The sequence below is a fragment of the Massilia jejuensis genome (genome assembly GCF_042656795.1).
In the GTDB taxonomy this organism is placed as follows: Bacteria; Pseudomonadota; Gammaproteobacteria; order Burkholderiales; family Burkholderiaceae_D; genus Telluria; species Telluria jejuensis.
Genome location: NZ_JBHSMS010000058.1, coordinates 149,509 through 163,105, shown reverse-complemented (window position 1 = coordinate 163,105; position 13,597 = coordinate 149,509). Strand labels below are relative to the sequence as shown.

The following is a 13,597-nucleotide window of genomic DNA, read 5'->3' as shown; positions in this document are numbered from 1 at the left end:
TCGTCAGGCTAGTTATAAAGAAAAAACCCGCTGATGCAGATCAGCGGGTTTTTTTTCGTCCCGTGGCATGAAGCAGGTCGCTTGCGCGCGCGTGCTGGCCATCGCCATCTGGCGCCAAGCGTTGCGGCGCGGAGACGCCCGGCCGGCTCATAAGGCCGACGCGGGCGCAGAACGCACCGGATTGCTGTAGCTCAGCGTATAGTATTTTCCAGAGGGCAAACTTTTAAGTTGACCACTCTGGAGAATCCCATGCCTACCGCGCCCGAGCAAACCGACCTGAGCGACAAGCTGGCCGCTCCCTTCAACGCCATCGTTTCGCGCCACCGTGCTGCGCTGATGCCGATGCTGGGCGGCAGTGCCAGCGCGGCCCGGACGAGCTTGTCGAATGACGAGGCGGTACGCAAAGTCGCCGTCTTCTGCTACCCGCTGCTGCCCGGCATCGTGCGCCTGGCTGTCAAGGAACAGGTCTTCGTCCATTTCGTGATGCACCATCGCGAGCGGCTGCTGGCGCGCCTGACGGTCGATACCGCCCTTGCTTGAGCTTAGGACGGCTACTGCTCCACCGGCTCGGCTTGTTTGGCGACGGCGCGGCCGCGGCTGATGCTGTCGCCGTCCTGGCGCCGCAACCAGTAGAAAATCCCCGCCGACAGCATTGTCAGCACGGCCAGCGCCCAGAACGCGTGGTGCAACGCATCAGTTACCTGCGCCTGGTTCGTTTGCGGCACGCCGCCGAGGAACCAGGCGGCGACCAGCGAACCGGCCGCCAGCCCGAAACTCATCGACAGTTGCTGGAACGAGCTCGAGATCGTGCTCGCCATGCTGGTATCGCCCTGCTCGATATCGGCATAGGCCAGCGTGTTCATGCTGGAAAACTGCAGCGAATTAAAAAAGCCCTGCATCAGGCTGATGACGACGATCGCCGCCAGCGGCGTATCGCGCCCGACGAAGCCGTACAGGGCGATCGTCACGCCGATGCACAAGGTATTGAATACCAGCACCTGGCGGTAGCCGAAGCGCGCCAGCACTTTCGGCGCAACCAGCTTCATTCCCATGGCGGCCACGGCCGACGGCATCATCAACAGTCCCGACTGCCAGGCCGGCAAGCCCAGGCCCAGCTGATACAGCAGCGGCAGCAGGAAGGGCAGGCCGCCCACGCCCAGGCGCGTGACGAAACCGCCGAGCACCGAAATGCGGAAGGTACGCACCTTGAGCAGGGTCAGGCGCAGCAGCGGGAATTCGATGCGGCTGGCATGCAGCGCGTAGCCGGCCAGCAGGCCGATCGAGAATGCCAGCAGCAGGGCCGTCGCGGTACTGCTCAGCGTGTGTTCACCGAAGATTTCCAGCAGCCAGGACAACATCGCGGTGCCGCAACTGAACAGGATCAGGCCGAAGATGTCGAGCGGACGGGGCTCGTCGCCGCGGTAATCGGGCATATGGCGCCAGACCAGATACATGGCGATCAGGCCGAAGGGTACGTTGATGAAAAAGATCGCGCGCCACGACGTCCAGTGCACGATCAGGCCGCCGACCGTCGGGCCCAGCAGCGGGCCGATCAGGGCTGGAATGATGACGAAGTTCATCGCCCCCATCAGCTCGGCTTTTGGAAAGGTGCGCACGATGGCCAGGCGCCCGACCGGCATCATCATCGCTCCGCCCAGGCCTTGCAGCAGGCGCGCCACCGTCATCAGTTCGGCGCTCGGCGCCAGGCCGCACAGCACCGAGGCCAGCGTGAAGATGCCGATCGCAACCAGGAACACGCGGCGGGTGCCGTAGCGGTCGGCCATCCAGCCGCTGACGGGAATGCCGACGGCCAGGCCCAGGATATAGCTGGTGACGACCGACTTCAGGCTCAGCGGCGTGACACCGAGGCTGAGCGCGATGCTCGGAATGGCGGTATTGACGACCGTGGCGTCGAGCTGCTCCATGAACAGGGCAGTGGCGACCAACCATGGCAAATAGGTCTTGACGGTCGAACTATCCAAGCGAGCCTCATCCAGTCGGGCGCGCGCGAATGCGCATGCCTGCCTGGATTGTCACATAAATCATCGGATGCCGAATTCAAGCGGGCGCCATCTTGACGGCAGCCGCTTGCAGGCGATACGTTTAATTAAAACGCATAGCGCGCGCTCAGGATCAGGAAATTGGCGCCGCTGTTGGGCCGCTTGATGCTGCCGTTCGAATAATGCTGGAACTTCAGGCCGAGATCCCATTTATTCGGCAAGACATAGCCGATGCCGACGTGGTCGCCGAACTGGAAGGCGGTCGACAGCCGGTTGTCGTCGTTGTTGTACAGCTCCGAAAACAGGTTCGCGCCGATGCCGGCCTCGCCATACCAGCCAAGCTTGTCGTCGCGCGCGTAGCGCAGCACCGGTGTGATGCCGACCACGGCCAGGTTCTGGTGCTGGCCCGGCACGTTGCGGTAGGCCGTGCCGCGCCAATAGGCGGCCGACAGGTCCCAATAGCCGCCCAGGTGGCGGCCGTGCGAGGCGAACCAGCGCACATCCCAGTTTTTTTGCACGGCCACGCGTGCCATGCGTACTTTGGCGCCGGTGCCGAACTCGAAGGCGGCCGAATCGGCCCAGCCGTTGTCGGCAGCGCAGGCCTGGCCGGCCAGCAGGGTAGCGGCCACGCCAAGGCTGGCACCCATTTTTTGGATAGAGAACATAATTGCTTTCGTAAAAAGAGCCAGTCCAGGCTGGCGCATTCGATTATTGTACTAGTATCAACAAAATTAAGTCGTCACTCATCAAATCGTGCAAGGGAACCGTATGTCTACTCCAATTGTCGCATTTCTTGGTATCGGCCTGATGGGCCGCCCGATGGCTGCCCGCCTGGCCGCCGCCGGCATGGCACCACGGGTCTGGAACCGTACCGCGGCCAAGGCGCAAGCGCTCGCGCCGCGCGGCGCCGTGCCCTGTGCCGCGATCGGGGAGGCGGTGGACGGGGCCGCCATCGTGGTCTCGATGCTGGAAGCGGGGCCGGCGGTGGGGGCGACGATCGAGGCGGCCTTGCCGCGCATGGCGCCGGGCGCCTTGTGGATCGACATGAGTTCCACCCGCCACGACGAGGCCTTGGCCTTCCATGCGCGCCTGGCCGGGCAGGGCATGCGTTTCCTCGACGCGCCGGTCTCGGGCGGAGAAGCGGGCGCCGAGGCGGGCACGCTGGCAATCATGGCCGGCGGCAGCCTGCACGACTTCAACGAGGCCGCGCCCCTGTTCGCCGTGCTTGGCAAGGCGCAGCTGGTGGGGCCGAACGGCAGCGGGCAGGTCGCCAAGCTGTGCAATCAATTAATCGTCGGCGCGACGATCAACATCGTGGCCGAAGCCTTGCTGCTGGCGCAGGCGGCAGGCGCGGATCCGGGCGCGGTGCGCGAAGCCATCCGCGGCGGCTTTGCCGGCAGCCGGGTGCTGGAAGTGCATGGGCAACGCATGCTGGAGCGCAATTTCGTGCCAGGTGGGCAAGTGAAAAGCCAGTTGAAGGATTTGCATAACGTGCTGGCCGCGGCGGGGGCGGCCGGCTTGGTGCTGCCGTTGACGGCGGCGGCGACGCGCAGTTATGAATCGATCGGGGCGCAGCTGGGGCATGCCGACCAGGCCGCGGCCCTGTTGGCGCTGGAACGCATCAATCCGGGCCAGCGGCTTGGCGCGGGACCGGACGGGTTGCCCTGAATGCGGGGCGGCGTTGCGCCCTGCATCACACATGCACATCACGCATGCACATCGCGCATGCACATCACGCATGCACATCACGCATGCACATCACGCATGCACATCACGCATGCACATCACGCGGCCGCCGCCAAGCCGGTCTCCACCAGCTTGACCCAATAACTTGCCCCGATCGGCAAGAGCTGGTCGTTGAAATCATAACTCCCGTTATGCAACTGGCACGGTCCCAGCCCATGCCCGCCGCAGCGGTGATCGCCGTCTCCATTGCCGATAAAGACATAGCAGCCCGGCTTGGCCTGCAGCATGAACGCGAAATCCTCCGCTCCCATGGTCGGCTCGACGGCGGTATTCACGTTCGCCGCGCCCACCACCGCGCGCATGGCCTCGATGGCGAATGCGGTCTGCTCCGGATGGTTGATCAGCGGCGGGTAATTGCGCTTGAAGCCGAAGTCGATGCCGGCGTTGAAACCGGCCGCGATCGCGGTCGCCATTTCCTCCATGCGGCGCTCGATCAGATCGAGCACCGCGGTCGAGTAGGTGCGTACGGTGCCGATCATCACGGCTTCGTCGGGAATCACGTTGGTCGCGCTGCCGGCGTGGATTTGCGTGATCGACAGCACGGCGGTGTCGAGCGGGTTCTTTTCGCGCGAGACGATCGTCTGCCAGGCTTGCGCGATCTGCACCGCCACCATCACCGGATCGATGCCGCGGTGCGGCTGCGCCGCATGCGCGCCTCTGCCTTTCACCACCACGCGAAACTCGTTACTCGACGCCATCATCGGCCCGGAAACCACGCCGAAGCTGCCCGCCGCCAGGCCCGGCCAGTTATGCATGCCGTAGACCGCATCCATCGGAAACTGGTCGAACAAGCCATCTTCGATCATGCGGCGCGCGCCCGCGCCGCCTTCTTCGGCCGGCTGGAAAATCAGGTAGACGGTGCCGTCGAAGTTGCGATGACGCGACAAATAGTGCGCCGCGCCCAGCAACATCGCCGTATGTCCGTCGTGGCCGCATGCATGCATCTTGCCGGGGTGGCGCGACGCATGGTCAAATGTGTTGAGCTCCTGCATGGGCAGCGCATCCATGTCGGCGCGCAGGCCGATAGCGCGGCCTGAAGCACCGTTCTCGATGATGCCGACCACGCCGGTCACGCCCAGTCCGCGCACGACCGGAATGCCCCATTCCTCCAGGCGCGCGGCGATGACGTCGGCGGTGCGTTGTTCTTCGTAGCAAAGTTCCGGGTGGGCGTGCAGGTCGCGCCGGATGTGTTCCAGTTCGCCTTGAAAAGCCAGGATAGGTTCCACGAGTCGCATCTTGTTCTCCCTTTTGCATGGACATGAATGCAAGTGTCCGGACCATTGTAGCCCGCCTCAACACGGGAAATCCAGCATCGGCCCCGACCGTTGGCTGAATCAGCTAAAGTATTGGTTTATCGACGTTTTTCCCGAGAATTGAACCCGATGTCCATCACCCAAGTCCGCGCCGCCTGTCCCCACGATTGCCCCGATACCTGTGCCTTGCTCGTCACCGTCGAAGACGGGGTGGCGACCGAAGTGCGCGGCGATCCGGCGCATCCGACCACGGCCGGCGTGTTGTGCACGAAGGTGGCGCGCTACGTCGAGCGCACCTATTCGCCGGAACGCCTGCTGTACCCGATGCGCCGCGTCGGCAAGAAGGGAGAAGGACGTTTCGAACGCATCAGCTGGGATGCGGCACTGGACGACATCGCCGCCCGCTTGAAGCCGATCGCCGCGCGCGATCCGCAAGCCATTCTTCCCTACAGCTATTGCGGCACCATGGGCCTGGTGCAGGGAGAAGCGATGTCGATGCGCTTCTTTCACAAGCTCGGCGCTTCTCTGCTGGACCGCACCATCTGCGCCACCGCCGGTTTTACCGGCTACAAGTACACGGTCGGCGCCTCGATCGGCACCGACATGGAACAGTTCCAGGATGCCAAGCTGATCGTCATCTGGGGCGGCAACCCGATCGCCTCGAACCTGCACTTCTGGATGCGAGCCCAGGAAGCGAAACGCCGCGGCGCCAAACTGGTTGCGATCGATCCCTACCGCTCGCTCACGGCTGAAAAGTGCCACCAGCACATTGCGCTGCTGCCCGGCACGGATGCCGCGCTGGCATTGGGCCTGATGCACGTGCTGATTGCGGAAGACTTGCTCGATCACGACTACATTGCAAAATACACGCTTGGCTTCGCAGCACTGAAAGCGCGCGCCGGCGAATGGACGCCGGAGCGCACCGCCGAGACCTGCGGCATCACGGCCGAGGAAATCGTCGACCTGGCACGCCTGTACGGCGGCATGGCCAGGCGCGGCGAGCCGGTGGCGATCCGCTGCAATTACGGCGTGCAGCGCGCGCGCGGCGGCGGCATGGCGGTACGCAACATGGCCTGCCTGCCGGCCCTGGTCGGCGCCTGGCGCCATGCGGCCGGCGGCATCCAGTTGTCGACCTCGGGTTCCTTCCCGGCCAACCGCGCGGCGCTGCAACGCCCGGATCTGCTGGCTGGACGCGCCCCGCGCACGATCAACATGACGACCATCGGCGACGATCTGCTGAAACCGGCGTCGCCCGCATTCGGCCCGCAGGTCGAAGCGGTCATCGTCTACAACGCCAACCCGCTGGCGATCGCGCCCGATTCCGCGAAAGTCCAGCAAGGCTTCGAGCGCGAGGATTTGTTTACGGTAGTGCTGGAACAGTTCCAGACCGACAGCGCCGACTACGCCGACATCCTGCTGCCGGCCACCACCCAGCTCGAGCATGTCGATGCGCACCTGGCTTACGGCCACCTGTACATGATGGCGAACAATGCCGCGATCGCGCCCATGGGCGAAGCCAAGCCGAACAGCGAGATTTTCAGGTTGCTGGCCGCGCGCATGGGGCTGACCGACCCGTGCTTCCAGGAGAGCGACGACCAGCTGGCCGCGCAAGCCTTCGACAAGACCCACACGCGCGCCATCCACTTCGATTGGGAGTCGCTGAAACGAAAGGGCTGGCAAAAGCTGAACATGCCGGATGCGCCGTTCGCCGAGGGCGGCTTCCCGACGCCGTCCGGCAAATGCGAGTTTTATTCCGCCACGATGGCCGACGACGGACTCGACCCGGTCCCAAGCTATATCGCGCCCTACGAGTCGGTGGCATCGAACCCTACATTGGCGAAGAAATATCCGCTCGCAATGATTTCTCCACCGGCACGGAACTTCCTGAACTCGACCTTTGTCAATGTACAGAGCCTGCGTGCAACCGAGGGTGAGCCGCACCTTGACATGCACCCGAACGACGCCGCCCCGCGCGGCCTCGATCATGGTGACATGGCACGTATCTTCAATGACCGCGGCTCGTTCCTTGCCCGCGTGCGCGTCACCGACAAAGCGCGCCCGGGCCTCGTGGTGGGCCTGTCGATCTGGTGGAAGAAGCTTTCCAGGGACGGCAAGAACGCCAATGAAGTGACCAGCCAGCGCCTGACAGACATGGGTCGGGCGCCCACTTTCTACGACACCCTGGTGCAGGTCGACAAGGCCGTACCGCGACCCGGACATGAAATCATCCCTTAACCTCTCCCGTCTGTTCCGGCGCGTGCTCCTCGCGGGGGCCGGCGCCGGCATGCTTGCCAGTTGTTCTACGCTGAATTACTACACCCAGGCCGCCCAGGGCCAACTCGCACTCCTCTCCGACGCACGACCCATCGACGACTGGCTGGCCGACCCGGCCACGAACACCTCGCTGCGGCACCGTTTGGAAACGGCGCGCCAGATCCGCCGCTTCGCGGTCCAGCAGATGGGCCTGCCCGACAACGACAGCTATAAAAACTATGCGGCCCTGAAGCGCCAGTACGTGCTGTGGAACGTCGTCGCCACGCCGGAACTGTCGCTCAAACCCTTGCAATGGTGCTTCCCGGTGGCCGGTTGCGTGAACTACCGCGGCTACTACAGCAAGAATGAAGCCCAGGCTTACGCCAGACAATTGCGCGCGCAGGGGCGCGACGTCGAAGTCGGCGGCGTGAGCGCCTATTCGACCCTCGGCTGGTTCAGCGACCCGCTCATCTCGACCTTCATCAACTATCCCGACGCCGAACTGGCGCGCCTGATCTTCCACGAACTGGCGCACCAGGTCAGCTATGTCCAGGGCGATTCGCGCTTCAACGAATCCTTCGCCAGCGCGGTCGAGGAGGCCGGCGTCGAACTCTGGCTGGAACGCTTCGGCAATCCGGCCATGCGCGAGGGCTATGCGCGCTACAAGGTGCGGCGCAAGGATTTCCTGGGCTTGCTGCTCAAGTACCGCAAGGAACTCGAACGCACCTATACGTCCATCGTTCCGGACGAAACCAAGCGCATCGCCAAGGCGCGCCTGTTCATCGCGCTGAAGGAGGAATACCAGGTCCTGAAAGCGAACTGGGGCGGCTATGCCGGCTACGACCGCTTCTTTGCCGAGCCGCTCTCGAACGCCCACCTGGCCTCGATCGCCACCTACAACGACTACGTGCCGGCCTTCCGCGCCATGCTCAGGAACGAGAAGGATTTCCGCGCGTTCTACCGCAAGGTCAATGCGCTGGCCAAGCTCGACAAGAGCGAACGCCAGCGTGCCTTGAAGCTGTACGAGCTTGCCGCGCCGCCAGCCACTTTCATGGTGCAGCGCACCAATAATGCCATGCCGTAGAGTGCCCCTTCCAATCGCGCCAAAAGCGCTTGCGTCCACGGGCGCTGCCCGATAGCATCACATGCAGCAATAGCAAAGGCAGGAGCACGCACCTGCTGCACGCCATGGTGCTGTCGGAATGCGGCGGCGCCATGGACGATAACGACCTATTGGAGACAGAGGCAACTGATGGACAAAATTTGGCTGAAGTCGTATCCCCCTGGCGTACCCGCCGAGATCAATCCCGACCAGTACACGTCGCTGGTGCAATTGCTGGAAGAGTCATTCCAGAAGTACGCACAGAACAATGCCTACGTGTGCATGGACAAGTTCATGACCTACGCCGAGCTCGACGACTACTCGAAGCGCCTGGCCGGCTGGCTGCAAAGCCGCGGCATGGCCAAGGGCGCGCGCGTGGCGGTGATGATGCCGAACGTCCTCCAGTATCCGGTCGCGATCGCCGCCATCCTGCGTGCCGGCTACACGGTCGTCAACGTCAACCCGCTCTACACGCCGCGCGAGCTCGAACACCAGCTGAAGGATTCGGGCAGCGAAGCGATCATCGTGCTCGAGAACTTCGCCCACACGGTCGAGCAGGTGCTGAAGAACACGCAAGTGCGCCACGTGGTCGTGGCCAGCATGGGCGAGATGCTCGGCGGCGCCAAGGGCATGCTGGTCAACTTCGTCGTGCGCAACGTTAAAAAGATGGTGCCCGACTTCGCCCTGCCGAACATGGTGCGCTTCAAGGATGCGCTGGCCCAGGGCGGCAAGATGCCGTTCACGCCGGTGACCTTGACCGCGTCCGACATTGCCTTCCTCCAGTATACCGGCGGCACCACCGGCGTGTCGAAGGGCGCCACCCTCACGCACCGCAACATCATCGCCAACGTGCTGCAGGTTGAAGTTTGGGCCGAACCGGCGAACTCGCAGCCGCCGCACGTGGAATTCCAGACCATCGTCTGCGCACTGCCGCTGTACCACATCTTCGCACTGACGGCCTGCGCCCTGTGGGGCATGCGCGCCGGCGCCATGAACATCCTGATCCCGAACCCGCGCGACATTCCCGGCTTCATCAAGGAATTGAGCAAGTACAAGGTCAACATGCTGCCGGCCGTGAACACGCTCTACAACGCGCTGGTCAACCACCCGGATTTCGCCAGCCTCGATTTCTCGCAGCTGAAAACGGCGAACGGCGGCGGCATGGCCGTGCAGCAGGCGGTCAACGACAAGTGGAAACAGATCACCGGCAAGAGCATCATCGAGGGCTACGGTTTGTCGGAAACCTCGCCGGTCGCGACCTGCAACCGTTCCGACGAAACCGGTTTCACGGGCAGCATCGGTCTGCCGGTGCCGTCGACCGACATCGCCATTCTCGACGACGACGGCAAGCCGGTGCCGCTGGGCCAGCCGGGCGAGATCGCGATCCGCGGCCCGCAGGTGATGGCGGGCTACTGGAACCGTCCGGACGAAACGGCCAAGGTCATGACGGCCGACGGCTTCTTCAAGTCGGGCGACATCGGCACCATGGACGAGCGCGGCTACGTGAAGATCGTCGACCGCAAGAAGGACATGATCCTGGTGTCGGGCTTCAACGTCTACCCGAACGAGCTCGAAGGCGTGATCGCCGGCCACCCGGGCGTGCTCGAATGCGCCGTCGTCGGCGTGCCCGACGAGCACTCGGGCGAGGCCGTCAAGGTGTTCGTGGTGCGCAAGGACCCGGCCCTGACCGAAGCCGTACTGATGGACTACTGCAAGCAGCAGTTCACCGGCTACAAGAAACCGAAGTACATCGAGTTCCGCGACGAACTGCCGAAGACCAATGTCGGCAAGATCCTGCGGCGCGCGCTGCGCGACGAGCAGCAAACGACACACAAGCAAGCGGCCTGACGCTGGGCAGTGACACAGCGCTTGTCCGGCTGGCAAAGCCGCCCGCTTCGGGCGGCTTTGCATTTTATTGGACACACAGTTTTTAGAAGCGAGGCATAGATGGACAAGTTTTGGCTCAAGTCGTACCAGGCTGGCGTGCCGGCGGAGATCGATCCGACGCAGTACCGCTCCCTGACCCATTTGCTGGAAGAGTCCTTCCGCAAGTACGCCGGCCAGAACGCGTTCGCCTGCATGGACAAGACCATCACCTACGCCGAACTCGACCGCATGTCGGCGCAGATGGCCGCCTGGTTCCAGGGCCGTGGCCTGCAGCCGGGGGCGCGTGTGGCGATCATGCTGCCGAACGTGCTGCAATACCCGGTGGCGATGGCGGCGGCCCTGCGCGGCGGCTACACCATCGTCAACGTCAACCCGCTCTACACCCCGCGCGAACTGCAGCACCAGCTCAATGATTCCGGTGCCGAGGCGCTGGTGGTGCTGGAAAATTTTGCGTACACGGTCGAGCAGGTGATCGCCAACACCCAGGTCAGGCACGTGGTGGTCGGCACCATGGGCGACCTGCTCGGCACGCTCAAGGGCACGGTCGTCAACTTCGTCGTGCGCAAGGTGAAGAAAATGGTGCCGGGCTGGTCGCTGCCGGGCGCGATCGGTTTCAATCGGGTGCTGGCCGAGGGCGCGCGCCTGGCGTTCAAGCCGGTAAAACCCGGCCACGACGACATCGCCTTCCTGCAGTACACGGGCGGCACCACGGGCGTGTCGAAGGGCGCGGTCCTGCTGCACAGGAACGTGCTGGCCAACGTGCTGCAGAACGAAGCCTGGTTCGCGCCCTCGCTGGGCCGCGCCAAGGCCGGCGAGCAGCTGCAGTTCATGTGCGCGCTGCCGCTGTACCATATCTATGCGCTGACCGTCTGCGGCCTGCTCGGCATGCGCCTGGGCGCCATGAACGTCCTGATTCCGAACCCGCGCGACCTGGACGGTTTCATCAAGGAGCTGGGCAAGTACCGCATCAACGTCTTCCCGGCGGTGAACACCTTGTATAACGGCCTGGTCAACCAGCCGGCCTTCGCCAAGCTCGACCATTCGAGCTACCTGGTCTGTCCGGGCGGCGGCATGGCGGTGCAGCAGGCGGTGGCCGACCAGTGGCTGAAAATCACCGGCACGCCCATCGTCGAGGGATATGGCCTGTCCGAAGCCTCGCCGGTCGCCACCGCGAACCGCTGCGACATCAGCGATTTCACCGGCACCATCGGCCTGCCGCTGCCGTCGACCGAAATCCTGATCGTCGACGACGCCGGCCAGCCGGTCGCGTTCGGGCAGTCGGGCGAGATTGCGATCCGCGGTCCGCAGGTCATGGCCGGCTACTGGAAGCGCGACGACGAAACGGCGAAGGTGATGACCCCGGACGGCTACCTGAAGACCGGCGACATCGGCATCATGGACGAACGCGGCTGCACGCGCATCGTCGACCGCAAGAAGGACATGATCCTCGTCTCCGGATTCAACGTCTACCCGAACGAAGTCGAGAACGTCGTCGCCGCGCACCCGGGCGTGCTGGAAGTGGCCTGCGTCGGCGTGCCGGACCGGCACTCGGGCGAAGCGGTGAAGCTGTATGTGGTACGCAAGGACCCGGCACTGTCTGTCGAGACCCTGATGGAGTTCTGCAAGGAAGAGCTGACCGGCTACAAGCGCCCGCGCACCATCGAATTTCGCGAGGCGCTCCCCAAGACCAACGTCGGCAAGATTTTGCGCCGCGAGCTGCGCGACGAGAAGCGGCCGGACTGACTCGCCGCGCCTGGCTGCGCCACTACCCCGGCTCAGGCGCGCACGATGCGCGAAGATGCCTGGGCGATCGCAAACGCGGCAAGCGCGGACTGTCCGGAACCGGCATGGCGCACGTCCTCGAGCGCCATGAAGCGCGTCGTGGCCGACTGCGGCGTCACGTCCATCAGCATGTAGCCGCGCCGGTCGCTGCGTCCGTACAGGATGTGGGGATTGCGCTCGACATTTTCCTGGGTGCGGTACTGCGGCCGCGAACCCGAGGTGATCGAGGTGCCGCATAATTCGGCGGCAACGACCGGATTGGCTTTCGAGACGGGGCGGCCGAAGTCGCGCCGCAGCTCGCTCGCATAGAAGGTGTGCACGTCGCCGGCCAGCACCAGGGGATTGCGGGCGCCGCTCGCCGCCAGGGTATCGAGCAGGCGCCGGCGCGCCACCGGATAGCCGTCCCAGCCATCGGTCCAGAAGCGGCCGTCTTGCGGCGAGCGCACCGGCACGCCGCTCGACTGCGCCATCGGCGTCTGCTGGGCCAGGATGTTCCAGTGCGCGCGCGAGCTCGACAAGCCTTGCGCCAGCCAGGCTTCCTGTTCGCTGCCGAGCATGGTGCGGCTCGGGTCGCGCAGCGCGGCGCAGGCGCGCGCCAGCACCACGTTCGAGCCGCCGCGTCCGGGTTTCGAGCAGGGCAGGGGGGAGCGGTACTGGCGGTCGTCGAGCACGTGAAAGCGCGCCAGCCGCCCCCAGTCGTAACGCTGGAACATGCGCACGCCCTTGAAACGGCCGCCCTGCGCCGGCGGCAGGCGCAGCGGCATGTGCTCGTAGAAGGCCTGGTAGGCGCCGGCGCGGCGCGCCGCGAAGTCGGTCGACAGGCGCTCGTCGAGGTCGCCCGCATAATCGTTGGCCACTTCATGGTCGTCCCAGGTCACGATCCAGGGCGCCGCCCCGTGCGCCGCCTGCAGATCCGGGTCGCTCTTGTACTGCGCATAGCGCGCGCGGTACTGGGCCAGCGTGAACGACTCGTCGCTGCGCATCGCCCGCTGCGGGTGGCGCAGATGGTAGGGCCCCCATTCGTAGATGTAGTCGCCCAGGAAGGCGACCAGGTCGGGCGCGGCGGCGGCGATGTGGCGGTGCGCGGCGTAGTGGCCGAACTCCCAGTGCTGGCAGGACGCGACCGCGACTTTCAACCTGGCAGGCAGGGCCTCGCTGGCCGGCGCCGTGCGCGTGCGCCCGACCGGGCTGACGGCCGCCCCGAGCATGAAGCGGTACCAGTACCAGCGCTCCGGCCTCAAGCCCGTCGCGTCGACGTGCACGCTGTGCGCGAGCTCCGGCGCGGCGACCGCGCTGCCCGCCGCCACGACTTTACGGAAGGCCTCGTCCTCGGCCACTTCCCAGCGCACCGTCAGCGCGATGGGCGAGACCGATGCCGCGTTCAACGGATCGGGCAGGATGCGGGTCCAGAGGATGACGGCGTGAGGCAGCGGCGAGCCGGACGCGACGCCGAGCGCGAAGGGATAGGACTTGTCGACTGCCGCGGCGCCCTGGCTGAAGGCGGTGCCGGCCGCCGCCGCCGCCGCCAGGCGCGCGGCATCGAGCAGGAACGTGCGGCGCGCCTCCCGCATCGG

The 13,597-nt window shown here is 64.9% G+C and carries 10 protein-coding genes; 6 read left to right on the top strand and 4 right to left on the bottom strand.

Annotation, left to right across the window (positions count from 1 at the left end; translation table 11 throughout):
- The first annotated feature begins 249 nt into the window (after positions 1 to 249).
- Positions 250 to 540 carry a hypothetical protein gene (locus ACFPOU_RS18330; protein ID WP_379724497.1) on the top strand — a complete coding sequence of 97 codons (291 nt, stop codon included), beginning with the start codon at positions 250 to 252 and terminating at the stop codon, positions 538 to 540.
- An 11-nt stretch (positions 541 to 551) separates the two neighbouring features.
- Here the strand turns inward: ACFPOU_RS18330 and ACFPOU_RS18325 are convergent, their stop codons facing one another.
- Complete coding sequence (locus ACFPOU_RS18325) at positions 552 to 1,982, bottom strand: DHA2 family efflux MFS transporter permease subunit (RefSeq protein ID WP_379724494.1); 1,431 nt, start codon at positions 1,980 to 1,982, stop codon at positions 552 to 554.
- 125 nt (positions 1,983 to 2,107) lie between these two features.
- Entirely contained in the window at positions 2,108 to 2,665 is a 558-nt protein-coding gene (locus ACFPOU_RS18320) for an acyloxyacyl hydrolase (protein ID WP_379724491.1), read from the bottom strand.
- A gap of 103 nt (positions 2,666 to 2,768) precedes the next feature.
- Between ACFPOU_RS18320 and ACFPOU_RS18315 the strand changes: the two genes are divergently transcribed.
- Positions 2,769 to 3,668, top strand: a complete 900-nt coding sequence (locus tag ACFPOU_RS18315; RefSeq protein WP_379724488.1) for an NAD(P)-dependent oxidoreductase — start codon at positions 2,769 to 2,771, stop codon at positions 3,666 to 3,668.
- A 116-nt stretch (positions 3,669 to 3,784) separates the two neighbouring features.
- Here the strand turns inward: ACFPOU_RS18315 and ACFPOU_RS18310 are convergent, their stop codons facing one another.
- Entirely contained in the window at positions 3,785 to 4,981 is a 1,197-nt protein-coding gene (locus ACFPOU_RS18310) for a M20 aminoacylase family protein (RefSeq protein WP_379724485.1), read from the bottom strand.
- Between the two features lie 147 nt (positions 4,982 to 5,128).
- Between ACFPOU_RS18310 and ACFPOU_RS18305 the strand changes: the two genes are divergently transcribed.
- From ACFPOU_RS18305 to ACFPOU_RS18290, 4 genes are all read left to right on the top strand, one after another.
- Positions 5,129 to 7,234, top strand: coding sequence for a molybdopterin-containing oxidoreductase family protein (locus ACFPOU_RS18305; RefSeq protein ID WP_379724482.1), 2,106 nt, complete (start codon positions 5,129 to 5,131; stop codon positions 7,232 to 7,234).
- Complete coding sequence (locus ACFPOU_RS18300) at positions 7,218 to 8,336, top strand: aminopeptidase (protein ID WP_379724479.1); 1,119 nt, start codon at positions 7,218 to 7,220, stop codon at positions 8,334 to 8,336. The genes ACFPOU_RS18305 and ACFPOU_RS18300 overlap by 17 nt, the downstream gene beginning before the upstream one ends.
- Positions 8,337 to 8,504: 168 nt before the next feature.
- The gene (locus tag ACFPOU_RS18295) at positions 8,505 to 10,202 is read left to right on the top strand and encodes a long-chain fatty acid--CoA ligase (protein ID WP_379724476.1); all 1,698 of its coding nucleotides are present in this window, start codon (positions 8,505 to 8,507) and stop codon (positions 10,200 to 10,202) included.
- Positions 10,203 to 10,301: 99 nt separating this feature from the next.
- Positions 10,302 to 11,984 (top strand): long-chain-fatty-acid--CoA ligase, encoded by a 1,683-nt coding sequence (locus ACFPOU_RS18290; RefSeq protein WP_379724473.1) that lies wholly within the window; start codon positions 10,302 to 10,304, stop codon positions 11,982 to 11,984.
- Between the two features lie 32 nt (positions 11,985 to 12,016).
- Here the strand turns inward: ACFPOU_RS18290 and ACFPOU_RS18285 are convergent, their stop codons facing one another.
- Positions 12,017 to 13,594: an alkaline phosphatase D family protein gene (locus ACFPOU_RS18285; protein ID WP_379724471.1), complete on the bottom strand. Its 1,578-nt coding sequence runs from the start codon at positions 13,592 to 13,594 to the stop codon at positions 12,017 to 12,019.
- Between the last annotated feature and the right edge of the window lie 3 nt (positions 13,595 to 13,597).